At 71.9% G+C, this 26,267-nt stretch carries 25 protein-coding genes and 1 pseudogene; 16 read left to right on the top strand and 10 right to left on the bottom strand.

The features are described from left to right. Nucleotides 1-308 precede the first annotated feature (308 nt). Nucleotides 309-1,274 carry a helix-turn-helix domain-containing protein gene (locus HUV60_RS06910; RefSeq protein ID WP_257853976.1) on the top strand — a complete coding sequence of 322 codons (966 nt, stop codon included), beginning with the start codon at nucleotides 309-311 and terminating at the stop codon, nucleotides 1,272-1,274. A 49-nt stretch (nucleotides 1,275-1,323) separates the two neighbouring features. Here HUV60_RS06910 and HUV60_RS06905 read toward each other — a convergent pair whose 3' ends face one another. The 3 genes from HUV60_RS06905 to modA are packed head-to-tail and all read right to left on the bottom strand — an operon-like array spanning nucleotide 1,324 to nucleotide 4,141. Continuing rightward, entirely contained in the window at nucleotides 1,324-2,418 is a 1,095-nt protein-coding gene (locus HUV60_RS06905) for an ABC transporter ATP-binding protein (RefSeq protein WP_257853975.1), read from the bottom strand. Further along, nucleotides 2,415-3,287, bottom strand: a complete 873-nt coding sequence (gene modB / locus HUV60_RS06900) for a molybdate ABC transporter permease subunit (protein ID WP_443047503.1) — start codon at nucleotides 3,285-3,287, stop codon at nucleotides 2,415-2,417. Before modB ends, HUV60_RS06905 begins: the two co-directional genes overlap by 4 nt. Continuing rightward, a complete protein-coding gene (modA, locus tag HUV60_RS06895) occupies nucleotides 3,287-4,141 on the bottom strand; it encodes a molybdate ABC transporter substrate-binding protein (protein WP_443047231.1) in 855 nt (284 codons plus the stop codon). The genes modB and modA overlap by 1 nt, the downstream gene beginning before the upstream one ends. 896 nt (nucleotides 4,142-5,037) lie before the next feature. Between modA and HUV60_RS06890 the strand changes: the two genes are divergently transcribed. Then, nucleotides 5,038-6,585, top strand: coding sequence for a pectate lyase family protein (locus HUV60_RS06890; RefSeq protein WP_257853974.1), 1,548 nt, complete (start codon nucleotides 5,038-5,040; stop codon nucleotides 6,583-6,585). 122 nt (nucleotides 6,586-6,707) lie between these two features. Then, on the top strand, nucleotides 6,708-7,943 hold the full coding sequence (locus HUV60_RS06885) for an MFS transporter (protein WP_257853973.1): 1,236 nt from the start codon (nucleotides 6,708-6,710) through the stop codon (nucleotides 7,941-7,943). A gap of 348 nt (nucleotides 7,944-8,291) precedes the next feature. On the opposite strand, the gene HUV60_RS06880 is transcribed toward HUV60_RS06885, so the two are convergent. Next, entirely contained in the window at nucleotides 8,292-8,555 is a 264-nt protein-coding gene (locus HUV60_RS06880; protein ID WP_257853972.1) for a hypothetical protein, read from the bottom strand. 125 nt (nucleotides 8,556-8,680) lie between these two features. Here HUV60_RS06880 and HUV60_RS06875 point away from each other — a divergent pair, with 125 nt between their 5' ends. From HUV60_RS06875 to HUV60_RS06865, 3 genes are all read left to right on the top strand, one after another. Continuing rightward, nucleotides 8,681-8,881 carry a hypothetical protein gene (locus HUV60_RS06875; protein WP_269441152.1) on the top strand — a complete coding sequence of 67 codons (201 nt, stop codon included), beginning with the start codon at nucleotides 8,681-8,683 and terminating at the stop codon, nucleotides 8,879-8,881. Between the two features lie 454 nt (nucleotides 8,882-9,335). Continuing rightward, nucleotides 9,336-9,917: a sugar O-acetyltransferase gene (locus HUV60_RS06870; protein WP_257853970.1), complete on the top strand. Its 582-nt coding sequence runs from the start codon at nucleotides 9,336-9,338 to the stop codon at nucleotides 9,915-9,917. A 7-nt stretch (nucleotides 9,918-9,924) separates the two neighbouring features. Further along, nucleotides 9,925-10,491, top strand: coding sequence for a TetR/AcrR family transcriptional regulator (locus HUV60_RS06865; RefSeq protein WP_269441151.1), 567 nt, complete (start codon nucleotides 9,925-9,927; stop codon nucleotides 10,489-10,491). On the opposite strand, the pseudogene HUV60_RS06860 reads toward HUV60_RS06865, so the two are convergent. From HUV60_RS06860 to HUV60_RS06840, 4 genes and pseudogenes are all read right to left on the bottom strand, one after another. Then, nucleotides 10,454-11,706, bottom strand: a pseudogene (locus HUV60_RS06860) (MFS transporter). The gene HUV60_RS06865 and the pseudogene HUV60_RS06860 sit on opposite strands and share 38 nt — an antisense overlap. 133 nt (nucleotides 11,707-11,839) lie before the next feature. After that, nucleotides 11,840-12,526: a GNAT family N-acetyltransferase gene (locus HUV60_RS06855; protein ID WP_257853968.1), complete on the bottom strand. Its 687-nt coding sequence runs from the start codon at nucleotides 12,524-12,526 to the stop codon at nucleotides 11,840-11,842. Between the two features lie 225 nt (nucleotides 12,527-12,751). Continuing rightward, nucleotides 12,752-13,021 carry an aldo/keto reductase gene (locus tag HUV60_RS06845; RefSeq protein ID WP_257853966.1) on the bottom strand — a complete coding sequence of 90 codons (270 nt, stop codon included), beginning with the start codon at nucleotides 13,019-13,021 and terminating at the stop codon, nucleotides 12,752-12,754. A 98-nt stretch (nucleotides 13,022-13,119) separates the two neighbouring features. Beyond that, on the bottom strand, nucleotides 13,120-13,917 hold the full coding sequence (locus HUV60_RS06840; protein ID WP_257853965.1) for a GntR family transcriptional regulator: 798 nt from the start codon (nucleotides 13,915-13,917) through the stop codon (nucleotides 13,120-13,122). Between the two features lie 369 nt (nucleotides 13,918-14,286). On the opposite strand from HUV60_RS06840, the gene HUV60_RS06835 reads away from it, so the two are divergent. The 4 genes from HUV60_RS06835 to HUV60_RS06820 all read left to right on the top strand — a co-directional run bounded on the left by HUV60_RS06835 (nucleotide 14,287) and on the right by HUV60_RS06820 (nucleotide 18,964). Beyond that, a complete protein-coding gene (locus HUV60_RS06835) occupies nucleotides 14,287-15,561 on the top strand; it encodes an extracellular solute-binding protein (protein ID WP_257853964.1) in 1,275 nt (424 codons plus the stop codon). Nucleotides 15,562-15,643: 82 nt separating this feature from the next. Next, a complete protein-coding gene (locus HUV60_RS06830) occupies nucleotides 15,644-16,639 on the top strand; it encodes a carbohydrate ABC transporter permease (protein ID WP_257853963.1) in 996 nt (331 codons plus the stop codon). Then, nucleotides 16,636-17,466, top strand: a complete 831-nt coding sequence (locus HUV60_RS06825) for a carbohydrate ABC transporter permease (protein ID WP_257853962.1) — start codon at nucleotides 16,636-16,638, stop codon at nucleotides 17,464-17,466. The genes HUV60_RS06830 and HUV60_RS06825 overlap by 4 nt, the downstream gene beginning before the upstream one ends. Nucleotides 17,467-17,473: 7 nt before the next feature. Then, complete coding sequence (locus HUV60_RS06820) at nucleotides 17,474-18,964, top strand: glycoside hydrolase family 3 protein (RefSeq protein WP_257853961.1); 1,491 nt, start codon at nucleotides 17,474-17,476, stop codon at nucleotides 18,962-18,964. 436 nt (nucleotides 18,965-19,400) lie between these two features. On the opposite strand, the gene HUV60_RS06815 is transcribed toward HUV60_RS06820, so the two are convergent. Both HUV60_RS06815 and HUV60_RS06810 read right to left on the bottom strand, forming a co-directional pair. Next, complete coding sequence (locus HUV60_RS06815) at nucleotides 19,401-20,420, bottom strand: hemolysin family protein (protein WP_257853960.1); 1,020 nt, start codon at nucleotides 20,418-20,420, stop codon at nucleotides 19,401-19,403. Then, nucleotides 20,417-21,775: a hemolysin family protein gene (locus tag HUV60_RS06810; RefSeq protein ID WP_257853959.1), complete on the bottom strand. Its 1,359-nt coding sequence runs from the start codon at nucleotides 21,773-21,775 to the stop codon at nucleotides 20,417-20,419. Before HUV60_RS06810 ends, HUV60_RS06815 begins: the two co-directional genes overlap by 4 nt. A 383-nt stretch (nucleotides 21,776-22,158) precedes the next feature. Between HUV60_RS06810 and HUV60_RS06805 the strand changes: the two genes are divergently transcribed. From HUV60_RS06805 to HUV60_RS06780, 6 genes are all read left to right on the top strand, one after another. Continuing rightward, on the top strand, nucleotides 22,159-22,551 hold the full coding sequence (locus HUV60_RS06805; RefSeq protein WP_257853958.1) for a cell division protein SepF: 393 nt from the start codon (nucleotides 22,159-22,161) through the stop codon (nucleotides 22,549-22,551). A 105-nt stretch (nucleotides 22,552-22,656) separates the two neighbouring features. Next, nucleotides 22,657-23,913: an ATP-binding protein gene (locus HUV60_RS06800; protein WP_257853956.1), complete on the top strand. Its 1,257-nt coding sequence runs from the start codon at nucleotides 22,657-22,659 to the stop codon at nucleotides 23,911-23,913. Nucleotides 23,914-23,950: 37 nt separating this feature from the next. Continuing rightward, on the top strand, nucleotides 23,951-24,274 hold the full coding sequence (locus HUV60_RS06795; RefSeq protein WP_257853998.1) for a nucleotide pyrophosphohydrolase: 324 nt from the start codon (nucleotides 23,951-23,953) through the stop codon (nucleotides 24,272-24,274). Between the two features lie 215 nt (nucleotides 24,275-24,489). Continuing rightward, nucleotides 24,490-24,960 (top strand): DUF6099 family protein, encoded by a 471-nt coding sequence (locus tag HUV60_RS06790; protein WP_257853955.1) that lies wholly within the window; start codon nucleotides 24,490-24,492, stop codon nucleotides 24,958-24,960. After that, a complete protein-coding gene (locus HUV60_RS33855) occupies nucleotides 24,852-25,133 on the top strand; it encodes a DUF6099 family protein (protein ID WP_443047230.1) in 282 nt (93 codons plus the stop codon). The genes HUV60_RS06790 and HUV60_RS33855 overlap by 109 nt, the downstream gene beginning before the upstream one ends. 71 nt (nucleotides 25,134-25,204) lie before the next feature. Further along, nucleotides 25,205-26,128: an LLM class F420-dependent oxidoreductase gene (locus HUV60_RS06780; RefSeq protein WP_257853954.1), complete on the top strand. Its 924-nt coding sequence runs from the start codon at nucleotides 25,205-25,207 to the stop codon at nucleotides 26,126-26,128. The last annotated feature ends 139 nt before the right edge of the window (nucleotides 26,129-26,267 follow it).

Genomic DNA, 26,267 nt, shown 5'->3' with positions numbered 1-26,267 from the left:
AGACCCTAGGAGGCTCGTGGGGCTCGGAATTTGCCATGCGTGCACGGAACCTTGTCAGTGGTGCACCCGGACCGGGCGACGGCGGCGTCCGGCGCTCGCAGCCCGCTGTGGCGACCCCCGTGAACCGGCGTCGTGCCAGGCAGAGACTCCGCACGGCCTCTGCCACGCCGCTCGAAACCGTTGTGTGGCGGGCCGGATCGCTGCGATGCTGACGTGGGAACTGTCCGTGTCGAGAGGGGACTTGTGAGGAAACGGGCGAAGGCGTCGGCAGCCCGGCTCCACGCCGGGTGCGGACGAGGGCCGGCCCTGTGAGCCCGGTCCTGGACACCGCGTTCGTGCCGCCCGGGGAACGCGAGGAAACAATCCGGCACGCGGTGTGGGAATCCGTCGTGCCGGTCGACATCGATCACCATCTTCCGGCCGATGACCTCTCGGTTCGCATCGGGCTCGGCACCGTCGGGCCCATCAGGATCTGCTCGGCGCGGGCGACCGCGGTGACTGTCGAACGGACTCAGCGGCTGGCCCGGAGGGACGAGGAACCCGCGGTCTTCCTCGGACTCCAGATGGCGGGCACCAGCCTGGTGGTGCAGAGCGGCCGTCAGTGCCTGCTGAGACCGGGAGAATTCGCTCTCTACGAGACAGCGACTCCCTACACGCTTCTTTTCGAGGAGGGAGTCGGCCACCACTTCATCCGTTTCCCCCGCTCGGTCCTCTCGCTTCCCGAGCGGTTACTGCGAGACGTTGCCGCGGTTCCCCTCGGTTCCGACAACCCGCTTGCCGGCCTCGCCTTCACGTACTTCTCCGGACTGGCCGACGACGAGGAGATGCACCGAGGCCCGCACGCCGCCGCCGTGGAGCCCAGCATCGAGCTCGTCCGCGCGGTCGTGACCTCCCAACTCGGCGACTCCAGCCTTGCCAGGGAGCCTTTGGAGGCGACGCTCAGCCTGCGGATCACTCGGTACATGCGGGCGCACCTGGCCGACCCCGGCCTCTCGGCCGCGCGGATCGCCGCCGCGCACGGCGTCTCGGTCCGTCACCTCTACAAGGTGCTCGCCCGGTCGGGCATCAGCCTCGGCGACTGGATCCGCTCGCACCGCCTGGCCGAGTGCAGACGGGAACTGGCCGGCCCGAACGGCCGGCTGCGGACCATCGCGGCAGTGGGCCGGAGCTGGGGCTTCGTGGACGCGACCCACTTCAGCAAGGTGTTCAGGCAGGCCTACGGTGTTTCGCCCCGGGCCTGGCGCGACCAGAACCACCCACGCCCCTCCGGCTGAGCCGGTGAAAGGGGGCGCCGCCGTCCGGGCCGACCGGTCCGGACGCCGGTCAGACCGGATAGGCGTGGGTCTGGGTCGCCTTGACCGTGGCCCAGACGTCCGTGCCCGGGTGGAGGCCGAGTTCGGCGGCGGCGACCGTGGTGAGGTCGGCGGCCAGGGGGAGTTCGCCGGTGAGGTCCACGCGGATCTGGTCGCCGTGGGTCTCCATTCCGCCCACCTCGCAGTGCCAGAGGTTGCGTGCGCTGGAACCGGTGGGGCGGCTGCTGTGGAGGGTCACGGCACCGGGCGGGAACGCGACGAAGACCTGACCGGCCAGGTCCTCGGTGATGGTGACCGCCGGGCCGCCGTCCAGCCGTACGGTGTGGCCCTCGGCCCGGCCGGTGTAGAGGTTCAGGCCGACCAACCGGGCGATGTAGTCGGTGCGCGGGTGACGGGCGATGTCCCGGGGAGTTCCCTGCTGGACGACCCTGCCGTGCTCCACGACCACCAGACGGTCGGCCAGCACCGTCGCGTCGAGCGGATCGTGCGTCACCAGGACGGCGACGGCCTCGAACGCGGCCAGATGGCGGCGGAGTTGGGCGCGCACCTCCAGGCGGGTACGGGCGTCCAGGGCGGCGAGGGGCTCATCGAGGAGGAGCAGCCGGGGGCTGGTGGCCAGGGCACGGGCGAGGGCCACGCGCTGGGCCTGGCCGCCCGAGAGACGGCGGGGCCTGTCACCGGCGTGGTCCGCCAGGCCCATGCGGTCCAGCAGGGCGGCGGCCGTCGCCCGTGCCCGAGCCTTCGTGGCGCCCTGGCAGCGGGGGCCGAAGGCCACGTTGTCCAGGGCGGTGAGGTGCGGGAAGAGGAGGTAGTCCTGGAAGACGACGCCCACGGGACGGGACTCGGGCGGCAGGCGGTCCAGCTCCCTCCCGTCCAGGCGGAGACGGCCGGTAGTGAGGGGCGTGAGGCCGGCCAGGGCGCGCAGTGCCGTGCTCTTGCCGGCACCGTTCGGGCCGAGCAGGGCGACGACCTCGCCCGGCGCGGCGGTGAGCGCGATGTCCAGGCGGAAGGTGCCGTGGTCGACGACGAGGTGGGCGTCGAGGCCGGCAGGGCCCTCGCCGAATCCGGTGGTGCCGTCGTGCTCACGCTTCCCGGTGTGGGTCATGACGCCGTCAACCAGCGGTCGCGCAGGCCGGCCAGCACCGCGATCGAGACGGCGAGCAGGACCAGGCTGAGGGCGATGGCCGCCTCCGGGTCACTCTGCAGGGCGAGGTAGACGGCCAGGGGCATGGTCTGGGTCCGGTCGGGGAAGTTGCCGGCGAAGGTGATCGTCGCCCCGAACTCGCCCAGCGCCCGCGCCCAGGCCAGCACCGAGCCCGCCGCGACGCCCGGCGCGATCAGCGGCAGCGTGACCCGCCGGAAGGCGGTGAAGCGGGACGCGCCCAGCGTGGCCGCGGCCTCCTCGTACCTGCGGTCGGCGGCCCGCAGGGTGCCCTCGACGCTGATGACCAGGAACGGCATCGCCACGAACGCCTCCGCGACCACCACCCCGGCCGTCGTGAACGGCAGACTGATGCCGAACCACTGGTCCAGCCGCTGCCCGACGATGCCGTTGCGGCCGAGCGCCATGAGCAGGGCGACACCGCCCACCACCGGCGGCAGCACCAGCGGCAGTGTCACCAGTGCCCTCACCAGGCCCCGGCCGGGGAAGTCCGTACGTGCCAGCAGCCAGGCCAGTGGGACGCCGAGGACCAGGCTCACCGCCGTCGCCGCGGTGGCGCACACCAGGGAGAGCCGCAGCGCCTGCCACACCGCGGGGCTGGTCAGCTGCTCGGGCATGCTCTGCCACGGGGCCCGGACCAGCAGCGCGAGCAGCGGCACGAGCAGGAACGCCAGCGCGAGCAGCGCGGGCAGCAGCAGGGGCAGCGGTACGCCCTGCCCGCCCGCCGCCCCCACGCGGCGCCGCCGCGGACCGGATCCCTTGCGGAGGCCCTTGCGGGTGCCGGTCCGCGTGCCGGAGGTGTCCGCCGGGATCACGACGTCAGGAACCCGGCGTCCGCCAGCACCCGCTGACCCCCGTCGGACCGCACGTACGCGACGAACGCCTCGGCCGCCTCGGCGTTCGGGGCGTCCTCGAGCAGGGTGATCGAGTAGTCGTTGACGGCCTCTGCGGCCTCGGGGAAGTCCACGCCCTCCACCTTGTCACCCGCCGCGCGTACGTCGGTCCTGTACACGAGGGCGGCGTCGGCCTCCTTCAGCGCGACCTTCGTCAAGGCGCTCCTGACGTCCTGCTCGTACGACACGGGGGTGAGCTTCAGGCCGCCGGCGTCCAGTGCCGTCTGCGCTGCGACCCCGCACGGCACCTCCCTGTCGCACAGGACGACCTTCAGCTTCGCGTCGGTCAGGTCCTTCAGCGAGGAGACGCCCTCCGGGTTGTCCGGCAGGGTGGCGATCTCCAGCCGGTTGCGGACGAAGGTGGCCGGGGTGCCGGTGGCGTCCCCCGCATCCGAGACGATCTTCATCGTCCCGGGGCTGGCGGAGGCGAAGACGTCGGCGGGGGCGCCGCTGGTGATGCCGGCGGCGAGGCCGTCGCTGCCGCCGAAGCTGAACGTGACCTCGGTGCCGGGGTTCGCCTTCTCGAACCGCTCGCCCAGCGTCGTGAAGCTCTCCGTCAGGGACGCGGCGGCGAACACGGTCACCGTGCCCGACACGCGCGTGTCCCCGCGCGCCGGCGAGGAGCCGTCGTCGGAGGACGAGGAACAGGCGGTCGAGGCCCCCAGAACCAGCAGCACGACAGCGCCGGCACCGGCCGCCCGCGTCCTCGGCGTCCGGCGGACCGAGCAGCCCGAGCGGGACGGGCGGGTCCGGTGTGCGGGGCGGGTCGTCACAGGGCTGCTCCCTCTGCCTGCTGCTTCTCACGGCCCGGTCCGACGGCCATGCGCGTGCCGATCATACTGCCGCACATGCAAGCTGAAAACCTTCTTTTGTCGTGCATCGACTGCCAGTATCGATCTTTTGGCTGGCATATGCGTCTGGCCGGACTGCCGTCCGAGTGCCCTCGCCGGAGAAGGGGTGGTCCATGGGTCGGCCCCTCGCCGGATCCGACCGACCGGGATCGCTTCCAGGGGTACCGCCGCCGGCAGGAGTCGAGCGTGGCTGCGGGAAGCCGTCGCCGCCCGGAACGGGCCCGGCTGCGGGGCCGAGGGCTTGGGCGGGTTCCCTCTGGACTCCCCTCTGCCGGGGGCCGGATGAGTGTGAACAGCGTCTGGTGTATGAGATACGAAAGAGCGCACCCATGGCGTCCAGAGCCTTGCCAGGCTGGTCCGGGCCGCCCTATTCTCGCGGTGAGAAAGCGCTTTCCCCGGTTGTCGGTTCGGGACCAGTGGAGTGAAGTCGCCGCGTTCGCCGGGGACTTCGCGCAGAAGCCGCCACAGGTCCGGCGCGGGAGCACGGTCGCGGTGATCCCGCGGCCGGCGTCGGCCGACATGCCCCCCGGGCCCTCGTGGCGGCGGTCGGTCCGGTCGCACCGAAGCCGAGCAAGAGCCGAGCAGGAGCCGAAGAACCACCTCGGAGAACAGCACCCGCAGCAGGGCAGGACCAGGGTGCCGGCAGGGCGTGGTCGCAGTACGGCCGAGTGTGGCCGGAGCCGTCCGGAGAGAGGTCCGGCGAATCCGGCCGTGCTCTACATGACATGCCCATGCCATTAAGGCCGGCCGTTGTGGTCGCCCCGGTCCATCCATGCAGTCCGCCCCCGGCACGTGCAGACGAACAGGGAGAGACACGGATGAAGAGATCAGCAGCAGTGCGCCTCGGTGCGACGCTGGCCACGGCGGCCCTCGCGGCCGCGACCGGGCTGGTGGCGTCGACGTCCTCGGCGTCGGCGGCCGTCACCGGCAGCGCCACCGGCTACGCCACGCAGAACGGCGGAACCACCGGCGGCGCCGGCGGGCAGACGGTGCGCGCCACCACGGGCACCGCGATCCACGCGGCCCTGTGCAACCGGGCCAGCAGCAGCACCCCGATCATCATCGAGGTCCAGGGGACCATCAACCACGGCAACACCAGCAAGGTGTCGGGCAGCAGCTGCAACACCGCCGACGGCGTGATCGAGCTCAAGCAGATCAGCAACGTCTCGATCGTCGGTGTCGGCAGCGGCGCCGTCTTCGACCAGCTGGGCATCCACATCAGGGAGTCCAGCAACATCATCATCCAGAACGTCACCGTCAGGAACGTCAAGAAGTCCGGCTCTCCCACCTCCAACGGCGGCGACGCCATCGGCATGGAGAGCAGCGTCCGCAACGTCTGGGTCGACCACGCAACGCTGGAGGCGTCCGGCGGCGAGTCGGAGGGCTACGACGGCCTCTTCGACTTGAAGAACAACACCCAGTACGTGACCCTGTCGTACAGCATCCTGCGCAACTCCGGCCGCGGTGGCCTCATCGGGTCCAGCGAGAGCGACCGCTCCAACGGCTACGTCACCTTCCACCACAACAAGTACGAGAACATCGACTCCCGTACCCCGCTGCTGCGCGGCGGTATCTCGCACATCTACAACAACCACTACGTCGACGTGCACGAGTCCGGCATCAACTCCCGGGCCGGGGCACGCGCGAAGGTGGACAACAACTACTTCGAGGACTCCAAGGACGTTCTCGGCACCTTCTACACCAGCGAGGCCGGCTACTGGCAGGTCAGCGGGAACATCTTCGACAACGTGACCTGGTCCAGCCGCAGCGGCGACAAGCAGCCCGCCGGCCCGAACCCGACGTCCAACACCTCGGTCGGCATCCCCTACTCCCACAGCCTCGACAACGCGAACTGCGTACCGGACGTGGTGAACCGAACGGCCGGCGCCAACAAGGGCAACCGGGTCTCGAACGGCAACTGCACCCCGCAGAACCCGGGCCCGACCGACCCGCCCACCGACCCCACCGACCCGCCCACCGGCCCGACCGATCCCCCCACCGGGATCAACCTCAGCCTCGGCGCCGGTGCCGACGGCTCCAGCAAGGCCAGTGGCACGAGCTACGGCAACGTGATCGACGGCAACATGAGCAGCTACTGGTCGCCGAGCGGTTCGACCGGTTCCGTCTCGGTCAAGTGGCCGTCCGCCACCTCGGTGTCGAAGATCAACATCCGGGAGGCGGCGGGCGCCGAGGGCACCATCCGGAACTGGAGGGTCCTCGACCACGACACCGGAGCCGTCCTGACATCCGGCAGCGGAGCGGGTGTCATCTCCTTCCCGCGGACCTCGCTGCGCAAGGTCACCTTCGAGATCACCAGCTCCAACGGCACCCCGCGGATCGCCGAGTTCGAGACCTACAACGGCTAGGGGCGCGCCAGAGTCCCCACGCGCCCGGTTCCGGTCCCCGTCCGGGGGCCGGAACCGGGCGTCGGCCGTGCCGCCGGAAAAGAGAGTGTACGTTCGTACGCTCTGCGGATAGGGTCCGGCGTATGACCACTGACGTGCTGCGCCGCACGGGCCCGGCCGAGCGGCAGGCCCGTGCGGCCGTCGCCGTGCTCTTCTTCACCAACGGCGCCCTGTTCGCGAACCTCCTGCCGCGCTATCCGCAGATCAAGGCGGATCTGGGCATCGGCAACGCCGCCTACGGGCTGGCCGTCGCCGCGTTCCCGGCGGGGGCCGTCGTGGCCGGGCTGGGGGCGGGGGTCCTCGTCCGCCGGCTGGGCTCGGCGCGGGCCGCGGTGGCGAGCACCCTGCTGACCGCGGCCGGGATCCTCGTCGCCGGACTGGTCCAGTCGGTGGTGCTGTTCGCGGTCGCGCTGTTCCTGGCCGGCGCGATGGACGCGTTCACCGACGTCGCGCAGAACGCCCACGGGCTGCGGGTGCAGCGCCGCTACGGGCGCTCCATCATCAACTCCTTCCACGCCGTCTGGTCCATCGGAGCCGTCACCGGCGGAGCCATGGCCGCCGGCGCCATCGCGCTCGGTCTCCCGCTCGGGCCACACCTGCTGATCTCGGGCCTGGTCTTCGGCGTCGCCGCCTGTGTCGCCCTGCGGTTCTGCCTGCCGGGACCCGACACCGGGCCGGCCGAGGAGACGGAGGTGCAGGAAGAGCCCGGGGAGAAGGAGCCCACAAGGGGAGGCAGCCCCGGCCTGACCTCGCGCACGCGGTACGTACTGGCCGCGCTCGTCCTCATCGCCACCGCCGGCACCCTCGTCGAGGACGCGGGCAACTCCTGGGCCGCTCTCTACCTCTCGGACTCACTGAACGCGTCGGCGGCGCTGGCGGCGTCCGGCTTCATCGCCCTGGCCGGGGCCCAGTTCGTCGGCCGGGTCCTCGGCGACCGGCTCGTCGACCGGTTCGGCCAGCGCGCGGTCGCCCGCGCCGGAGGCTTCGTCGCCGCGGCCGGCATGGGTCTGGCGCTGGCGGTGCCCACGGTGCCCGGCACCGTCCTCGGCTTCGCCGCAGCCGGGTTCGGTGTGGCGACCCTCGTACCCGCCGCGATGCACGAGGCCGACGAACTGCCCGGCCTCAGGCCCGGATCGGGCCTGACGATCGTCTCCTGGCTGATGAGGCTCGGCTTCCTGCTCTCCCCACCGGTCGTCGGCCTCGTCGCCGATGAGGCCGGCCTGCGCTTCGGCCTGCTGGTGGTCCCCCTCGCGGGCGCGCTCGTGGTCGTCCTCGCGAGGGTGCTGCGGGCCGGTGGCGCATCACGTGCGGAGCGGTAGGCGGCAGGTGGTGTCGGGGGAGCGGAGCGGGGGAGGGCTTCCGCGGTGCCCGGATCCGGCCGCCGGCCGTCCACGCGCCCGTCCACCCCGTAGGGGTGCCGGGGGCGGTCCGGTCCGGCAGGTCCAGCAGGGCGGACAGGTACGCGGGGTGCTCCTCGACCGCGAGGTGCCCTGCCCCGGGAATCACCTGGAGGTCGGCGCCGAGTGCGGTGCGCGCCGCCGGGCCGAGCCGCCGCGGAGGAAGGGAGACGTCGTGTTCCCCGCCGACGACCAGGCGGGGGACCGGCCGTGCGGGCGGGACGGCGGCGCCGGGTGCTCCGCTGGAGCGGGAGTGGAGGGCGACCAGGGTCATCCAGCCGACCAGTCTCCCGCGGGGCGGAGGCCGGGCGCGAGCATGGGGCGCAGGAGCCGGGCGCTGTGTGCCGGCGCGGGCCGCAGGAACCAGGCGGCCGAGGCGGCCGGCACCCAGGGGGTCACCCTCAGCCGGGTCAGTCCGCCGGGGGAGACCAGGACGAGCCGGTCGACGCGGGGGGAGTCGCTGGACAGGGCGACGGCGGCGCAGAAGGAGTGGCCCATCACGGCCACCGGCCCGGACGCGATCTGCTCGATCACCTCGCCCAGCCACGCTCCGTACCACGCGAGCCGGCCGCCGGACGGACCGCGTGCGCCGGAGCTGGGACCGGTCTGGCCGGGGACGGGCCGTCAGCAGGACCCGGTGGCCGGCGTCCACCGGGGCCGTGGCCAGCGGCAGGGACGTGGCGGCGTTGAAGCTGGTGCCCGGGACGAACGCGACCGTCGTCGCACCGGATCCGGCGAGGACCACATGGGTCCGCGTGCCCTGGGTGGTCACGGTCCTCCGCTCGTGCGGTACCGGCCACGCGTCGAGACGGGCGAGGCATCAGCGCCGGATGAACTCCCTGCCCGCCGTACTGCGGTAGAGCGATGTCACGTGCCGAGTACCGTCGTCGCACCGGATCCGGCGAGGACCACATGGGTCCGCGTGCCCTGGGTGGTCACGGTCCTCCGCTCGTGCGGTACCGGCCACGCGTCGAGACGGGCGAGGCATCAGCGCCGGATGAACTCCCTGCCCGCCGTACTGCGGTAGAGCGATGTCACGTGCCGAGTACCGTCGTCGCACCGGATCCGGCGAGGACCACATGGGTCCGCGTGCCCTGGGCGGTCACGGTCCTCCGCTCGTGCGGTACCGGCCACGCGTCGAGACGGGCGAGGCATCAGCGCCGGATGAACTCCCTGCCCGCCGTACTGCGGTAGAGCGATGCCACGTGCCGAGTGTGGCGTCTCGTCCCGGCCGTGACGAGACGGGCCCCACGGGCCGGGCACGTGGCGACGAGGGGGTGTACGTTCGTACGCTCCGAAGGGTACCGTCATCCCATGGCGACGGACTACTTCGCACAGGACCCCCGTACGAACCTGGAACGGATGCGGGCGGGCGCCCCCTGCATCGCCGACGACCCCGAGATCGCCCGCCGGCAGCAGGAGGTCGTACGCCTGGCCGCCCGCTTCCAGGCCGCCTTCGTCGAGGACGCCGTCGCGGCGCAGTCGGTCCTCGCCGAGCTGCTCGGATCCGTCGGCGAGGAGGCGCATGTGCGACCGCCGCTGTACGTCGACTACGGCAGCAACATCACCATCGGGGCCCGCACCTTCGTCAACTACAACCTGACCGCACTCGACGTCGCGGCCATCGTCATCGGCGAGGACTGCCAGATCGGCCCGGGCGTCCAGCTCCTCACCCCCACGCACCCCGTGGACCCCGGGCCCCGGCGCGACAAGCTGGAAGCCGCGCAGCCGATCACCATCGGCGACAACGTATGGATCGGCGGCGGTGCCGTCGTCCTGGCCGGGGTGACCGTCGGGGACAACTCCGTGATCGGAGCCGGCGCGGTCGTCACCAAGGACGTGCCGGCGAACGTGGTCGCCGTCGGCAGCCCCGCCCGCCCGGTCCGCAGCATCTGAGGCTCCCGTGGCCACCGGACACACCGACCCGCGGCGCCGCGAACGCATCATCGCCGCCACCCTCGACCTCATCGCCGAGGAAGGGCTCGCGGCGGTCTCGCACCGCAAGATCGCCCGGCGCGCCGGGGTGCCGCTGGGGTCGATGACGTACCACTTCAGCGGGATGGACGAGCTGCTCAGGGAGGCGTTCAGCGAGTTCACCGGCCATGTGGTCGCGATCTTCGACACCCATCTCGCGGCGCCGTCCGGCCCCGAGGAGGCCCGCGAGGCCGTGGCCGGCCTCATCCACGCCCTGTCCGAGGACAGCACGCGTGACCTCGTGCTCACCCAGGAGCTGTACGCCCTCGCCGCCCGCAGGCCCGCCTACCGGGAACTCACCCGCGAGTGGATGCGCCGCAGCCGGGTCCACCTCGAGAAGTACTTCGCCCCGGACACCGCCCGCCAGCTCGACGCCCTCATCGAGGGACTGACCCTCCACCTCGCCCTCTCCAGGGAACCCCACGACCGCGCCCTGACCCTCGAGGCGATCGCCCGCATCACGGCACCCGGCGGCGCACCGCCCCGGGAGCCCTGACCGGGCCACCGGCAGCCCGTGCGGCACAGGCCTGACCTCTGTGCCGCACGGGCGTCACCGCCTCAACCGGCCCCGCCCCCCCCTCACCGGCCGGAGCGGGCTTGCCCGGCCTGTGCCAGGTGATGCGCCGCGCGGAGACGGACACCAGCAGTGCCGAGGCGGCGACCACCGCCATGCCGACCGTCAGATCCGTGCGTCCCGCCACGAAGCCGATCAGTGCCGGGCCCGCCAGCAGACCGGTCGTGCCCATCGCCGCGACCAGGGTCAGGGCGTTCGGGCCCTCCGCGGCGGCGACGTAGAGGCAGGGCGTCACGGTCGCCATGCCCAGGCCCACACCGGCGAAGCCGATCAGCGCGGGCCAGGTCCCGCCGGCCAGCAGGGCGAGCGCGAGACCGGTACGGCCACCACACCGCCGACGTGGACGACCCGGGCGTCGCCCAGGCGGCCACGCCAACCGTCGCCGAGGAGGCGGGCCAGCACCATCACCACCGAGACCACGGTGATGCCCGGCGGCGCGAGCTGCCCCGACGTCCCGGTCTCCACCGTGCGGCAGAGCGCCGACCCGTCGTTTATCGCGCCCTCGGTGACGGTGCCGAACACCATCGCGCAGCCCAGTCAGAGCGCCGCCCTGGAGGCACCGACGAAGCTCCGGACGCCCTTGGCGGCAGCCTCCTCGGGCTTGGGCCCCGGCGCCGCCAGCCGGGGCGCGCGACGGCGAGCAGCAGGAGGAGGAGCAGGGCCGCGGCGGCCGCGAGGTGCGCGGATACGAAATGCGTCATGGCGGTCGTCCCCGAGGCGGGCAGCGCGGCCGTGAGCGAGCCCGCGCTGAACCTGGCGTGCGGCTGCGCCACCGCCGCCCGCTCGCACCGGGCCTCGAGTGCCGCGCCCTGCGCGTTCATGGCGACGTTCAGACAGCCGACGGCCACCCCGTCGACGAACACCACCAGCAGGACGAGGGGATAGGAACCGGTCGCGGACAGCGCCGGCAGCACCGCCGCCAGAGCCAGCGCCGACCAGAGCGCCAGGCACCGCGAACCGAGCTGCCGCATCAGCCGGGCGGCCAGAGGGAAGGACACCGCGGCGCCGACCCCGCAGACCATCAGCAGCAGGTCCAGCTGTGTCTCGCCGAGGTCGAACCGGTTCTTGAGGGCCGGCAGCCGGGAGACCCATGGCGTACTGGAAGCCGGGGAAGCAGAACAGTGCGGCGGTGGCCAGCTGGTCGCGCCGGAAGGCGTCGAGCCTGCGGGGTGCGGGGTGCGGGGTGCGGGGTGCGGGGTGCGGGGCGCGGGGTGCGGGGTGCGGGGTGCGGGGCGCGGGGCGCGGGGTGCGAGGGGACGGGACACGGACGTCAGCCCTCCGTTTCAGGGGTGTCGGTCCGGGCCGTCCGGGCCGTCCGGGACAGGGCTGGACAGGTAGACCGTGTTCTCGCCGTAGCACGAGGGAGTTCGACCTGACGGTCGGGCCGGAAACCGTGCCGGTCCCAGAAGCTCTCGGTGCCTCCCACGGCGACCGGGGAGACCTCCTCGTACCGCTGCCGTGCGGCCCTGGTGAGATGGCGTACGAGCCTGCTGCCCAGACTCCGGCCGCGCAGGTCGTCGGCGACGACCAGGTCGTGCGGGTGCAGATGGGAGGAGGCGAAGGACTCCGCCTCGGGCCGTTCCAGGTCCGGGCACCGCGACGGCGGGTAGGGCAGGACGAGTACATAGCCGGCGATGCGGTCGCCGGCCTCCAGGACGAAGCAGGCCGCAGGGGAGGCACGGCACGGCCCCGGGACTCCAGTGCCTTTCGGCCCTCGGACAGCCCGGCGGGCGCGTACACCTCGGCCTCCAGGGCGGCGACCTTCGGCCAGCCGCCCTCGGCGAGGGTGCGGACACGCAGGCCGGCCGGCACCTGCTCCCGACCGGAGCCCTCCGGTGAACCACCTCTCCCCGCACCGCCGCTGCTCGCGCCCACGCAGGTGTGGGGGAGCGGGGCGAAGCCGTCGAAGCCACGGGTCGTATAGCTGGTGGCGTAGGCGCTGCCGGACAGCACCCACACGGGGTCGCCCGACGCGACCGCCCTCGGCGCGAGGACGTGGCGGTGCTCGGGCGCGTAGGAGTCGTCACTGTCACAGGTGGGGCCCCGCCGCCATGGCCTCCTCAGCCGGTGCGACCCGGCTGCCCCGGCGATCGGCAGGATCCGGGGGTGTGGTCGAGCAGCCAGGCCAGGACCACCTGGTTCACGGTCGCCCCCAGTTCCCCGGCCACCTCGCGGAGCGCCGTCAGCCGGGGCGGTGTGCCCGGGTGGTCGTACGCGGCGGGGATCTCCACACGCGGTCGCGCGCCCCGCGGCTCTCGGGCCAGGCGCCGAGGACGAGTTCGCTCTCGTCGCCGATCGCGCCGTCGACCCAGAACGCGTAGTTGTCGACCGTGTCGAGGACGGTGCCGCCCAGTTCGGTGAAACGGTCGAGGATCCGGAACGACGTCTCCTCGTCGACGCTCGTGCCGAAGCCCAACGTGCCGAGGGTGATGGCGCGTTGCCGAATGGCCATGTGGTGGGTCCTCGGGGTGGAAGCCAGATGGACCATCCGTGTGTACCGTCCGGACCACATAAAGGTCCAGACCAATCACCCTCCGGGTCCGGGCGGCATCAGGGGCGGGAGGCGTCGGGGGCCGGAGGGGGGCAGGGGGCCGGCCGGGACAGCGTCGCCGTGAACCGGTAGCGCGAGCCCCGGTACACCGCGCGGACCCACTCGACCGGTTTTCCCTGCTCGTCCCGTGAGTGGCGGGAGAGCCGCAGCATCGGCAGGCCCACGTCCGTGTGGAGCAGTCCGGCCTCCCGCGGGGTGGCGGGGGAGGTCTCGATGGTCTCGTCAGCCTCCGCCAGGCGCACGCCGTAGACCTCGGTGAGCGTGGTGTAGAGCGAGGTACTGCGGGCCAGGTTCCGGCGCAGGCCGGGGAAGCGGCGCGCCGACAGGTGGGTCGCCTCGATCGCCATCGGCTCGCCCCCGGCCAGTCGCAGCCGCTCGACCCGCAGCACCTTCTCGCCCCGCTCCACCTCGAGCAGCGCCGCCAGTTCCTCACCGGCCGCCATGTGGCCGATCTCCAGGACCTGGGAGGCGGGAGTGAGTCCCTGGTTGCGCATGTCCTCGGTGTACGAGGTCAGTTGGAGGGTCCGGTAGATCTTGGGGCGGGCGACGAAGGTGCCCTTGCCCTGGATGCGGACCAGCCGGCCCTCGCTCACCAGTTCCTGGAGGGCCTTGCGCACGGTGGTGCGCGAGGTGCGGAACTCGAGGGCGAGGAAGCGCTCGGCCGGCATCGGCGAGCCCGGTGGGCGCGCCTCGGTCATCCCCAGTAAGCACTGCTTGATGCGGTAGTACTTCGGGACGCGGCCGGCGGGGTCCGGTGCCCCCGTCTCGGCCTGGGCGCTGCTGAGGTCCGTGCTCATGACCTGCCTTCCGGGTGCGGGGTCCGGCGGCGCGGACGGCAGGCGCCGGCCGCGGTGCACGTTGGCGGACGGCCGGGTTCGGCGCCGCACGCTCGGCGGTCCCGTTATAGCCGCACGTCTTCTTCTGGTCTAGTCCAACTCTCGACACGTCCCCGTCCGGGGGGAGTTCCGGGCCCCGTGAGAGACGCCGGTAACGGCTTGGGGGATCGGTTGCGCGACCCTTGACAGGGTCATAGGTCTAGGCCAAGCTCCCCTTGCTGGTCTAAACCATTTACGGAAGCCGGGTCCCAGCCCGCCGAGTGCCGCGCCGCTGCGAGGGTCACCGCCGAGGGCGTGGGTGTGGAAGGCATTCCTGAGGAGGGGTGGCGCGTGAAGCGCAAGCTGATAGCCGCGATCGGGGTCGCGGGCATGGTGTTCTCCGTCGCTGCGTGCGGAGGAGACGACGGCGACGGGAAGAACACCGGAGCAGACGGCTTCGAGGGGCAGACCCTGGTCGTCTGGACGATGGACGGTTCGGCGCCGGCCGACTGGAGCAAGGACGTGCAGGCCGCCTTCGAGAAGAAGACCGGCGCGAAGCTGAAGTTCGAGACCCAGAAGTGGGACGGCATCCAGCAGAAGGTCACCACGGCCCTCTCCGAGAACGACCCGCCGGACGTCATCGAGATCGGCAACACCCAGACCCCGTCGTACGCGGCGACCGGAGGCCTTGCCGAACTGGAGGCCCTGAAGAAGGAGATCGGCGCCGAGTGGACGGACTCGGTCAACCGGTCCTCCGTCTTCGAGGGCAAGCAGTACGCCGCTCCGTGGTACTTCGCCAACCGCGTCGTCATCTACAACAAGGCGATCTGGGCCGAGGCCGGGATCAAGGACACGCCGAAGACACGGGACGAGTTCTTCGAGGCCCTCGAGACCATCGAGAAGAACACCGACGCCGAGCCGATCTACATGCCCGGCCAGAACTGGTACTTCCTCGACGGCCTGATCATCGGCCAAGGTGCCGACCTGGTGAAGAAGGAGGGCGACACGTACGTCTCCAACCTCGCCGACCCCAAGGTCACCGCAGCGATGGAGATCTACCAGAAGTACGCCTCCTTCTCCAAGGCCCCCAAGGACAAGGACGAGGCCACCCCGCAGCAGGCCGACGTCTTCGCCAAGGGCAGGACCGGTGCGTTCATCGGTATGGGCTGGGAGGCGGCGACCGCCGTCAAGGCCAACCCGGAGATCGAGGAGGACCTCGGCTACTTCACCATTCCCGGTGAGACGGCGGACAAGCCCGAGGGCGTCTTCCTCGGCGGCTCCAACCTCGCTGTCGCCGCCGGCAGCGAGAAGCAGGAACTGGCCCAGGAGTTCCTGAGGATCGCTCTGTCCGACGAGTTCGAGGGTGCCCTCGCCAAGGTCAACGGCGTCATCCCGAACAAGCAGTCCCTGGAGTCCAGCCTGGAGGGCAACGCGGTCGCGGAGGCCGCGGCCCCGGCCGCCGCCGGCGGTGGCACCACCCCGCTGATCCCGCAGTGGGCCGCGGTGGAGAACACCCCCAACCCGATCAAGGCCTACATGACGGCGGTGCTGAAGGGGAAGTCCCCGGCCGAGGCCGCCAAGAGCGTCGAAGCCGAGATCAACAAGCGTCTGGCTCAGGAGAGCTGACGCCTCGTGCCGGGGGCGCCGTCGCACGGCACCCCCGGCATCAGCTGTGTTGCTCGTACGGCCATGGAAGAGACGACAAGTCATGCCAGTGCAGACCCGCGACACGGACACGGCAGGGGAGCCCGACGTCCGCAAGGCCGAGGCCCCTTCGGGCCCGCGTGGGACACGCGGTTCCAGGGCCACACGCGGCCGGAAGGCCGCAGTCCCCTACCTGCTCCTGCTGCCGGCCCTGACCGCCACGCTGATCCTGCTCGGCTGGCCCCTGGTGAAGAACGGCATGCTGTCGTTCCAGAACCTGAACGCGCGGCAGCTCATCCAGCACCTGACCGAATGGAACGGGGTCGACAACTACCGGGAGGCCCTCGGAGGTCCGGAGTTCTGGGCGGTCGTCAGGCGCACCGTCTACTTCACCGCGGCCAACGTGGTGCTGATCATGGGGTTCGGCACCCTCATCGGTCTTCTGCTCGCCCGGCTGGGACGCCGGATGCGGCTGCTGCTCCTGCTGGGCCTGGTCCTCGCCTGGGCCATGCCCGTCATCGCCGCCACCACCGTCTACCAGTGGCTCTTCGCCCAGCGCTTCGGTGTCGTCAACTGGACGCTGGACAAGCTCGGCTGGCACTCCATGGCGGACTACAACTGGCTCGGTACCCAGTTCTCCGCGTTCTCGGTGATCACCCTGCTGATCGTCTGGCAGTCGGTCCCGTTCGTGGCGATCAACCTGTACGCAGCCAGCACCACCATCCCCAGGGAACTGTACGAGGCCGCGTCCCTGGACGGGGCCGGCGCCTGGAAGAGCTTCGTCTCGGTCACCTTCCCGTTCCTGCGGCCCTTCCTCTACGCCACGACGTTCCTCGAGGTCATCTGGGTCTTCAAGGCGTTCCCGCAGATCTTCGCCGTCACCGAGGGCGGCCCGGACCGGCTCACCGAGACCCTGCCGATCTACGCCTTCGTCGAGGGCGTCGGAAACCAGCACTTCGGCATGGGCGCGGCCATTTCGTTCCTGACCATCCTGGTGCTGATCGTCATCACCTCGTACTACCTGCGCGCGGTGACCAAGCAGGAGGAGGACGAGCTGTGAAGCACTCACTCTTCGGCCGTATCTGGCCCAACGCGACCGCCGTCGTCCTCTTCGTGGGGTTCGCGTTCCCGGTCTACTGGATGTTCGCCACAGCCTTCAAACCGCAGGGCGACATCATCTCCGAGAACCCCGTGTGGTTCCCGACCGACGTCACCCTCGAGCACATCGACCGGGCCGTGCACGCGGACCACTTCTGGACGCTGGTGCGCAACTCCGTCACCGTCACCGTGGCCGCGGTCCTGCTGTCGTTGGCCATCGCCCTGATCGCGTCCTTCGCGCTGGCCCGGATGCGCTTCAAGGGGCGGCGCGGCTTCATCGTGACCTTCATGCTCGCCCAGATGGCGCCCTGGGAGGTCATGGTCATCGCCCTCTACATGCTGGTGCGCGACAGCGACATGCTCGACAGCCTGGTACCGCTGACCGCGTTCTACATGATGATGGTGCTGCCCCTCACGCTCCTCACCCTGCGCGGCTACGTGGCCGCCGTGCCGAAGGAACTGGAGGAGTCGGCCATGGTCGACGGCTGCACCCGGACCCAGGCGTTCGTCAAGGTGATCTTCCCCCTGCTGGCGCCCGGCCTCATGGCCACGTCCCTGTTCGGCTTCATCACCGCGTGGAACGAGTTCCCCCTCGTCCTGATCCTCAACAAGAGCATCGAGGCGCAGACGCTTCCGCTGTGGCTGTCGCAGTTCCGCACCGCCTTCGGTGACGACTGGGGCGCGACGATGGCCGCTTCCTCCCTGTTCGCGCTCCCCATCCTGATCCTCTTCATCTTCCTGCAGCGCAAGGCCGTCAGCGGCCTGACCGACGGCGCCGTGAAGGGCTGACGCTTCGATGACGACACCCACCGCCGGCACCGGCACCCTCACCCGCGACGCCCTCGCCGTGCTCCAGCCGGGCTTCGCCGGCACCACCGCGCCCGACTGGGTGCGCCGCCGGCTCTCCGAAGGGCTCGCCTCCGTCGCCCTCTTCGGACGCAACGTCGCGACCGCCGAGCAGGTCGCCGCCCTCACCGCGCAGTTGCGGGCCGAACGGGACGACCTCCTCGTCGCCATCGACGAGGAGAGCGGCGACGTCACCCGGCTCGAGGTCCGCACCGGATCCTCCTTCCCCGGCAGCCACGCCCTCGGCGCCGTCGACGACACCGCTCTCACCCACGCCGTCGCCCGCGAACTGGGCCGCCGGCTCGCCGAGTGCGGCGTCAACCTCAACTGGGCTCCCTCCGCCGACGTCAACGCCAACCCCGACAACCCGGTCATCGGCGTCCGCTCCTTCGGCGGCGACACCGACCTGGTCGCCCGGCACACCGCCGCCTGGGTCGAGGGCCTGCAGTCCACCGGCGTCGCCGCCTGCACCAAGCACTTCCCCGGCCACGGCGACACCAGCGTCGACTCCCACCACGCCGTCCCGCACATCGATCTCGACGCCACCACGCTCCACGAACGCGAACTCCAGCCGTTCCGGGCCGCGATCGCGGCCGGCACCCGCGCCGTCATGAGCGCCCACATCCGCGTCCCCGTCCTCGACCCGGACCGCCCCGCCACCCTCTCCCGCCGCATCCTCACCGACCTGCTGCGCGGCGAACTCGGCTACCAGGGCCTGATCGTCACCGACGGCATGGAGATGCGCGCCGTCTCCGGCACCTACGGCCTCGAACACGGGGCCGTCCTGGCCATCGCGGCCGGCGCCGACGCGATCTGCGTGGGCGGCGGGCTGTGCAACGAAGGCACGGTACGGGGTTTGACGGACGCGCTGGTCGCCGCCGTCCGCTCGGGCGAACTCTCCGAGGAGCGGCTCGCCGACGCCGCCGCCCGGGTCCGGGCCCTGGCCGACTGGACCGCCGGGATGCGGTGCTCCCAGGGCCCCGGGGGTGACCGGGAGCCGGGGATCGGCCTCACGGCGGCCCGCCGCGCGGTGACCGTCACCCGCAGCAGGCCCGCCGCACCGGTCACCGGACCGGTGTACGTGGCCACCCTCCACCCCGCCGCCAACATCGCCGTCGGCGACGAGACCCCCTGGGGCGTCGGCGCGGAACTGGAGCGGCTGCTGCCGGGCACCACCACCGGCTCCTTCACCGGCCCCGACGCGGGAGCGCGGGCACTCGAGGCCGCGGCCGGCCGGCGCGTGGTCGCCGTGGTCCGCGACGAGCACCGGCACGTGTGGATGCGTACGGCCCTGGACACCCTGCTCGCGGCCGGGCCGGACACCGTGGTCGTGGAGATGGGCGTGCCGCAGTCCGCACCGCGCGGTGCGCTGCACGTCGCCACGCACGGGGCGGCGCGCGTGTGCGGGATCGCGGCGGCCGAGGCGGTCGTCGCGGGCTGACCTGCGGGGAAGACCCCGGCCGTCCGGCGGTGCGCGCCGATGGCCGGGGCCTTCGTGAGGGGGACGGGGTGCGCGAACGGCCTGGTCGGACCGCTGTCGGTGCCTGGGGCCGCGCCGACGGGTTCTTCGCGGCGGCGTGTCCCCTCCCCGGGGTCCGGGGAGCACGGATGCCGGCCATGCCCGCCACGGTCACGACCGTGGCCACCGGGGCGGCGATGCCGCACACCAGGCAGGCGAGGCTGTGGCCGCTGCCCAGGACGTCGAACGCGATGCTCTGCGCGGCCGCGTCGGCGCGCCCCGGCGGCAGACTGGTGACGGCGATCGGGCCGGCCGCCCGGCCGGCCCGATCGCCGCCTGCGCTGAGCAAAAGCGCGTCGGCCGGCCCGCATGGCGCGGACCGGCCGACGCGTTGTCGTGCTCGCGCCCGGTGTGCTGGTCAGCCCCCGACCGGGAGCATCAGCCGGGCCAGCAGGTCGTCCAGCGTGACCATGCCGGTCAGCCGGCCCGAGTCGTCCCGGACGACCGCCAGCGTGCCCCGGCGGCGGCGCAGCACGTCGATTGCGTCGGCGACCGTTGTGGTGTCCGTCAGCTCGGGCACCGGGCGGGCCAGCTCGCGGGCGCTCGTGGCACGGCCCCGGGCACGGGCGACCAGCGCGTCCCGCGCGTGGATCGCACCGAGGACGGTGCCGCCGTCACGGACGAGCAGCCGGGTCCGGTCGTACGCGGTGGCCACCCGCAGCACCTCGTCGACCCCCGCGTCACCCTCCACCGAGTCGATCTCCTCGGCCGGGATCCGCAGGGCGCCGACCGGGGTGTCGGGCTCGGTCAGCGAACGGGTCAGCAGCTGGGAGTCCGTCTTGCTGATCAGTCCGAGCCGCTCCGACTCCACCACCAGGTGGGTGAGCTGCTCACGGTCGTGGACCGAGGCCAGCTCGTCGCGCGGGTTCACCCGGCACATCCGCACCAGTGCGTTGCTCACCACGTTCAGCACGTGGATCAGCGGCCGGACGACCTTCACCACCGCCCTGAACGACGGGGCGAGCAGCATCGCGGAACGCTCCGGGTGGGCGATCGCCCACGACTTGGGCGCCATCTCGCCGACCACCATGTGCAGGAACACCACCAGCATCATCGCGATGGCGAACGCCACGCCGTAGCTGACCGCGCTGGGCAGCCCCAGGGCGTGCAGCAGCGGGTCCAGCTCGTGCGAGATCGCGGGCTTGGACACCGAACCCAGGCCCAGCGTGCACACCGTGATGCCCAGCTGGGCACCGGCCAGCATGAGCGACAGCTCGCGCATGCCGGCCAGCGCGGCATTGGCGCCGCGCCGTCCCTCGGACGCCGCCTTCTCCATGCGGTGCCGTTTGGCGGCGACCAGCGCGAACTCGGCCGCCACGAAGAACCCGCTGCCGATCAGCAACAGCACGGTCACGAAGAGAGCCATCGGAAAACTCATGCGGACTCCTCCGTCTTCTCCGTGTCGTTTTCCACCGGGGGCGCGGTCCGGGTGACCCGCACCCGCTCGGCGACGTGCCGGTCCAGGGTGCGTACGTCGATCACCGCGTGGCCGTCCCTGGGCAGCTCGACGGTGACCCGGTCACCCACGGTGGGGAAACGGCCCAGCCGGTCCACGATCAGGCCGGCAACCGTCTCGTAGCCGTCCTCCTCGGGCAGCTGGACGCCGGTGGCCTCGGCCACCTCGTCCAGCCGGCGGCCCGCGTCCACGAGCCAGCCGTCGCCGTCGGCGACCGCCAGTTCGGAGACCTGGTCGGACTCGTCGGCGATGTCACCGACCAGCTCCTCGGCGATGTCCTCGTAGGTGACGATGCCGGCCACGCCACCGTGCTCGTCGAGGACGACCGCGAACTCGTCCTCCTGCTCACGCATTCGCGCGACCGCGTCCGGCAGCGGAAGGGTGTCCGGCAGCAGCAGGGGCCGCCTGGCCAGCCGGCCGGCGGTGACGCCGGCCAGCCGGTCGGCGGGCACCGCCATCAGTTCGCGCACACCCAGCACCCCCGCGACGTCGTCGGGGTGGTCACCGAGCACGGGGTAGTTGGAGTGGCCGTGCGCCGCGATCAGGCCGACCGCCTCGTCGGCGCCCGCCTCCCCGCGGACGAAGACGGCGTCCGCGCGCGGCACCATCACCGCGTGCAGGGTCCGCTCGGAGAACTCCAGCGCGTGGTCCAGCAGGGTGGCTCTGTCCCCGGGCAGCGACCCGTTCTCATGGGACTCGCCGATCAGATGACCGAGCTCCTCCAGCGTGGCACCGTGGTGCAGCTCCTCGACCGGCTCGATGCCGATGCGGCGCAGCAGGCTGGAGGCGGCATTGTCGAAGATCCGCACCAGCGGTCCGACGACCTTCAGATACGCCAGGGTCGAGCCGGCCAGCGCCTTCGCCAGCCGTTCGGGCACGGCGATGGCGAGGTTCTTCGGGGCCAGCTCACCGAGCACCATCTGGACGATCGTGGCCAGCACGAACGCGAGCACGACCGAGATACCGCTCAGGGCCGCATCCGGCAGTCCGATACCGGACAGCACCGGCCTGAGCAGCGCGGACACCGACGGCTCGGCGATGAAACCGACGACCAGACCGGTCACGGTGATGCCGAGCTGGGCGCCCGACAGCATGAAGGACAGCCGCTCCAGCACCTTCAGAGCGCGGGCGGCCCTGCGGTCCCCGGCCTCGGCCTCACGGGCGAGCGCGAGCCGGTCCACGGAGACGTAGGCGAACTCCTGGGCCACGAAGTAACCGGTGCCGGCGGTGAGCACGAACACGGCGAGCAGGCCCAGAAAGGCCTCTGCGGCACTCATCGAACACCACCCCGCCGAGTGCCGATTTCAACAGTTGCGTGACGGGATGGTCGGGGACTGTGCCCCGGGGGGTCCGTCGATCTGGCGGACACGTGCATGACTCCTCGTGGATGTACCGGGTGGCCGATGAGCCGGTCGGCCGGACTGAATCTGTCTGCGATCCAACGTTTCGGACAGGGAGCATGTTCCCGCGCCGGACCGGTCCCCGGCCGCTGTCGACAGTCAGTATCTACAGCGAGGTAGAAGTTACCTGACCCGGCCCCGGGGCAGAAGTGCCGGACCCGGGCGTTCCGGGGTGGCGGAGGGTGTCGCTGTTGGGCCGAACAGGTGACCATGCGTAAGAATTGCCCGATGCAGACAGTCAGCACCACCCAGGACGGAGCATGCCGGTGAACAGCCACGATGTCACCGACGAACAGTGGGAGGGACTCGCCCAGGTCGTCCCGCTGCGGGGCCACGACGCCTGGCCGTCCTCGGTGGGTCACCGGTCCGCCCCCGAGGCCGAGGCGCGACGCCGCCTCGTGGTCTTGAGGGTGAGCGTGTTCGCGGACGCCCGTGACGTCGCGGAGACGCTGATGTCCGGGATACCGGTCCTGCTCGACCTCACCAGCGCGGAGGGTGACGTGGCCAAGCGGATACTGGACTTCAGCACCGGCGTCGTCTTCGGCCTGGGAAGCGGCATGCACCGCGTCGACCGCAACGTCTTCCTGCTGACCCCGGCCGACACCGAGGTGACCGGTCTGATGCAGGGGATGGGGATTCCCGGAAGCGGTTAGGCCCGGCACGGGAGAGTGAACGGGCGGGGCGGCGCTTCGCCCGATCGTGGGAAGAGCGCACAAGCGGAACGGTTCGCCCCGCTCCGGAGCTCTAGCGTCCCGCGCATGACCCTGCCTCACCGGTCGCCGCCGGCCACGTCCTCCCTGTCTTCTTCCTCTCCGCCCCCCTCCCTGTCTTCCCGCCTGCCCTCCGTCCCGTCCGCCGGGGCCTCCTCCGGGGACGGCGGTGCCCAGGAGCGCTGGCGCCCCGACCGGCCGCACATCACCGAGCTGCTGCTGTCCGCCTTCGCCGGGCACCGCAACACCGGGCTTCCGCTCGGCCCCCTCACCCTGCTGGCCGGGGCCAGCGGCAGCGGCAAGACCAGCGCCCTGCGGGCCTACGAGGCGCTCGCCCGGCTCGGTGGCGGGGCCGAACTCGGCGAGGCGTTCTCCGAGCCGGACGCGTGCGTGCCGGAACGGGCCCGTGCCGACGCACAGGACCGCCGGGGCTTCCGCATCGGCTGCACCGCCGACGGCCCCGAGGGCCCGGTCCGGCTCGAGGTCGCCGTCCAGGCCGAACCCACGCTGCGGATCGCGGGGGAGCGGCTGACGGCTGACGGGGTGGTCCTGCTGGAGTCCGCGCTGCGCGACCCTGGGCGCCGTACCGTGCAGGCCGCGTGGCACACCGCCGGGACCGCCCCGGTCACCCGCGGCCCGCTGCCCGACGACCGGTTGGGCACGGCACTGCTGCCGCTGCGCGTCGCCGGCAGGACGCCCGGTGAGCGCAGGGTGCTGGCCGCCGCCGAGCAGATGGTGGTCGCCCTGCGCTCGGTCTTCGCCTGCGACCCCCGGCCCGACGGCATGCGCGACCCCGTGCCGACCGGCACCGGGCGGCTGCTCGGCAGCTGCGGCAACCTCGCCGACGTGCTGTGGCGCACCCACACCGAGTGCGCGATCCGGTACGGGCTCCTGGTCTCCGCCGTACGCGCCGGATGCGCCGGGCCGGTCACCGGCCTGCTCGCCGAGCCGTACGGCGGTGGCCTGGTCCGCGCCCTGCTCGACCGGGGCGACGGAATCCGTACCGCGCTCGGACGCCTGGGCGACGGCGAGCTGCGGTACGTCGCGCTCGCGCTGGTGCTGCTCACCGGACCAGGGGTGCTGGAGGTCGACGCGCCCGGCGAGGTCCCGGCCGCGCTGCAGACCCTCACCGTGCTCGCCGACGGGCTCGACCGGGGCATGGACCCGCTCCAGCGCGCGGAACTGCTGCGGCTGGCGGCGCGGATGTGCGAGCGGGGGCACATCCGGCTGGTCGGCGCGGTGAGCGACGCGTCCTGGGCCGCGGGGGTGGACGGGGTGACGGTGGTACACCTGACCCGTGACTGACACGCCCCACCCGACGCGCCCCCCTGCCCCCGCGGACCTGATCGCCCCGCTCGACGTGGCCGGACTCCAGCGCAGGCTCGCCGAGTTCGCCGCGGCACGGAACTGGCAGCCGTACCACACCCCGAAGAACCTCGTCGCCGCGCTCAGTGTGGAGGCCTCCGAACTGGTCGAGATCTTCCAGTGGATGACGCCGGAGGAGTCGGCCCGCGTCATGGACGACCCGGCCACCGCGCACCGTGTCGGCGACGAGGTGGCCGATGTGCTCGCGTATCTCCTCCAGTTGTGCGAGGTGCTCGGCATCGACCCCCTGGCCGCCCTGAACGCCAAGATCGACCGCAACGAACACCGCTTCCCGGTCTGAACGGGGTGCTCCGCGGACCGCCCTCTGCGGAGCACCCCCGGAGCGGACTTCTCCGCTATCACTCTCCGCATTCGACATGCCGACCGTTTTCGAATTGTTGTCCCCAGATTTCCGCCTTCTGTTCGATGTTCCGTCTCAAACGGACTCACTCTGGGTAGTGAACAGGAGAGTTGGGCGGACGCGTGGGCAGCGCGTCGGACAGACAGGGGCGGCGCATGGACGCTGTGCGGCTCGTAGTGACGAGCAGGCGGGCCCTCACCACCGCCGGCGGTATGCCGGAGCTCTCGGCCGAGGTGTGGCAGGCGCAGGCACTCGCGCAGGCGATAGGCGGTCGCCTCGCGGTCACCGGCCCGCCCGAACTGCGCGGTGAGGCACTGGGGCTGACCGAGCTGGCGGGACGAGGCTGCCGTGTGCTGGACACCCCGCGACTCGGTCCGGGTGAGCTGCGCGCCGCCCTGCTCACCGAGTTGGGCGACACCCGGCAGGCCCTGCTGCACCTGGGCGGACTGCTCGGCGAGGTCGGCATCGCGCTGGTCGGCATGGCCTCCTCGGCGGAGGACGAGACCGCGTACTGGCAGTGCGTGGAGGCCATCGACGCGGCGGACGAGGCCCGCGACCGCGTCCTGGAGATGCTCCGCAAGCTGGCGGACCGCGACCGGGCCCTCGCCGAGCGCGAGACCGGCTAGGCACGGCACGGGCGCGAGGGGCGCGAGGGGTCGGCCGGGCCGTCGACGAGACCGCGTACTGGCAGTGCGTGGAGGCCATCGACGCGGCGGACGAGGCCCGCGACCGCGTCCTGGAGATGCTCCGCAAGCTGGCGGACCGCGACCGGGCCCTCGCCGAGCGCGAGACCGGCTAGGCACGGCACGGGCGCGAGGGGCGCGAGGGGTCGGCCGGGCCGTATCGGGGCCGAGCAGGCAGGATGGGGGCATGGATCTCCGTATCTTCACCGAGCCCCAGCAGGGGGCCACCTACGACACCTTGCTCACCGTCGCCAAGGCCACCGAGGACCTCGGCTTCGACGCCTTCTTCCGCTCCGACCACTACCTCAAAATGGGCTCCGGGGACGGCCTGCCCGGCCCCACCGACGCCTGGATCACCCTCGCCGGCCTCGCCCGCGAGACCAAGCGCATCCGGCTCGGCACCCTGATGACCGCCGGCACCTTCCGACTCCCCGGCGTCCTCGCCATTCAGGTCGCCCAGGTGGACCAGATGTCCGGTGGCCGAGTCGAACTCGGCCTGGGATCGGGCTGGTTCGAGGAAGAGCACAAGGCGTACGGCATTCCCTTCCCGAAGGAGAAGATGGCCCGCCTGGAGGAACAGCTGGAGATCGTCACCGGCCTGTGGGCCACGGAGGCCGGCCAGACCTACGACTTCCACGGCACGTACTACGACCTCACGCGGTCACCGGCGCTCCCCAAGCCGGCCCAGCCCAAGATCCCGGTGCTCATCGGTGGCCACGGCGCCGTCCGCACACCCCGGCTGGCCGCGCGGTACGCCGACGAGTTCAACATGCCGTTCGCCTCTGCCGAGGACAGCGAGCGCCAGTTCGGCCGGGTGCGCGCCGCCGCGCAGGAGGCGGGCCGCGACCCCGGAGCCCTCGTGTACTCCAACGCGCTGGTCGCCTGCGTCGGCAAGGACGAACAGGAGATCGCACGCCGCGCCGCCGCGATCGGCCGCGAGCCCGGCGAACTGCGCACCAACGGCCTCGCCGGCTCCCCCGCCGAGGTCGTCGACAAGATCGGCCGCTACGCCGAGGCCGGCGCCGGCCGCATTTATCTCCAGATCCTCGACCTGTCCGACCTCGACCACCTGGAACTGATCTCCTCCCAGGTCCAGCCCCAGCTGAGCTAGCCCCTCCGGCCGTCGGCAGGCCTGCACACACTCCCGGCAGGCCCGAGGCTCTGCAGAAGCAGAAGCAGAAGCAGAAGCAGAAGCAGAAGCAGAAGCAGAAGCAGAAGCAGAAGCAGAAGCAGAAGCAGAAGCAGAAGCT

Origin of the sequence: Streptomyces sp. KMM 9044, from assembly GCF_024701375.2 — a bacterium.
Taxonomy (GTDB): Bacteria; Actinomycetota; Actinomycetes; order Streptomycetales; family Streptomycetaceae; genus Streptomyces.
The sequence above is the reverse complement of the archived record's forward strand: the minus strand, read 5'-3'. Positions and strand labels throughout refer to the sequence as shown.

Excerpts from the sequence above, each read along its gene's own strand:
- HUV60_RS06805 (WP_257853958.1), top strand. The coding sequence starts at position 22,159 with ATGCCGGTGAACAGCCACGATGTCACCGACGAACAGTGGGAGGGACTC.
- HUV60_RS06820 (WP_257853961.1), top strand. The coding sequence starts at position 17,474 with ATGACGACACCCACCGCCGGCACCGGCACCCTCACCCGCGACGCCCTC.
- HUV60_RS06885 (WP_257853973.1), top strand. The coding sequence starts at position 6,708 with ATGACCACTGACGTGCTGCGCCGCACGGGCCCGGCCGAGCGGCAGGCC.
- HUV60_RS06905 (WP_257853975.1), bottom strand. The coding sequence starts at position 2,418 with ATGACCCACACCGGGAAGCGTGAGCACGACGGCACCACCGGATTCGGC.
- HUV60_RS06810 (WP_257853959.1), bottom strand. The coding sequence starts at position 21,775 with ATGAGTGCCGCAGAGGCCTTTCTGGGCCTGCTCGCCGTGTTCGTGCTC.
- HUV60_RS06800 (WP_257853956.1), top strand. The coding sequence starts at position 22,657 with ATGACCCTGCCTCACCGGTCGCCGCCGGCCACGTCCTCCCTGTCTTCT.
- HUV60_RS06840 (WP_257853965.1), bottom strand. The coding sequence starts at position 13,917 with ATGAGCACGGACCTCAGCAGCGCCCAGGCCGAGACGGGGGCACCGGAC.
- HUV60_RS06830 (WP_257853963.1), top strand. The coding sequence starts at position 15,644 with ATGCCAGTGCAGACCCGCGACACGGACACGGCAGGGGAGCCCGACGTC.
- HUV60_RS06870 (WP_257853970.1), top strand. The coding sequence starts at position 9,336 with ATGGCGACGGACTACTTCGCACAGGACCCCCGTACGAACCTGGAACGG.
- HUV60_RS06815 (WP_257853960.1), bottom strand. The coding sequence starts at position 20,420 with ATGAGTTTTCCGATGGCTCTCTTCGTGACCGTGCTGTTGCTGATCGGC.
- HUV60_RS06780 (WP_257853954.1), top strand. The coding sequence starts at position 25,205 with ATGGATCTCCGTATCTTCACCGAGCCCCAGCAGGGGGCCACCTACGAC.
- HUV60_RS06845 (WP_257853966.1), bottom strand. The coding sequence starts at position 13,021 with ATGGCCATTCGGCAACGCGCCATCACCCTCGGCACGTTGGGCTTCGGC.
- HUV60_RS06790 (WP_257853955.1), top strand. The coding sequence starts at position 24,490 with ATGGACGCTGTGCGGCTCGTAGTGACGAGCAGGCGGGCCCTCACCACC.
- HUV60_RS06890 (WP_257853974.1), top strand. The coding sequence starts at position 5,038 with ATGAAGAGATCAGCAGCAGTGCGCCTCGGTGCGACGCTGGCCACGGCG.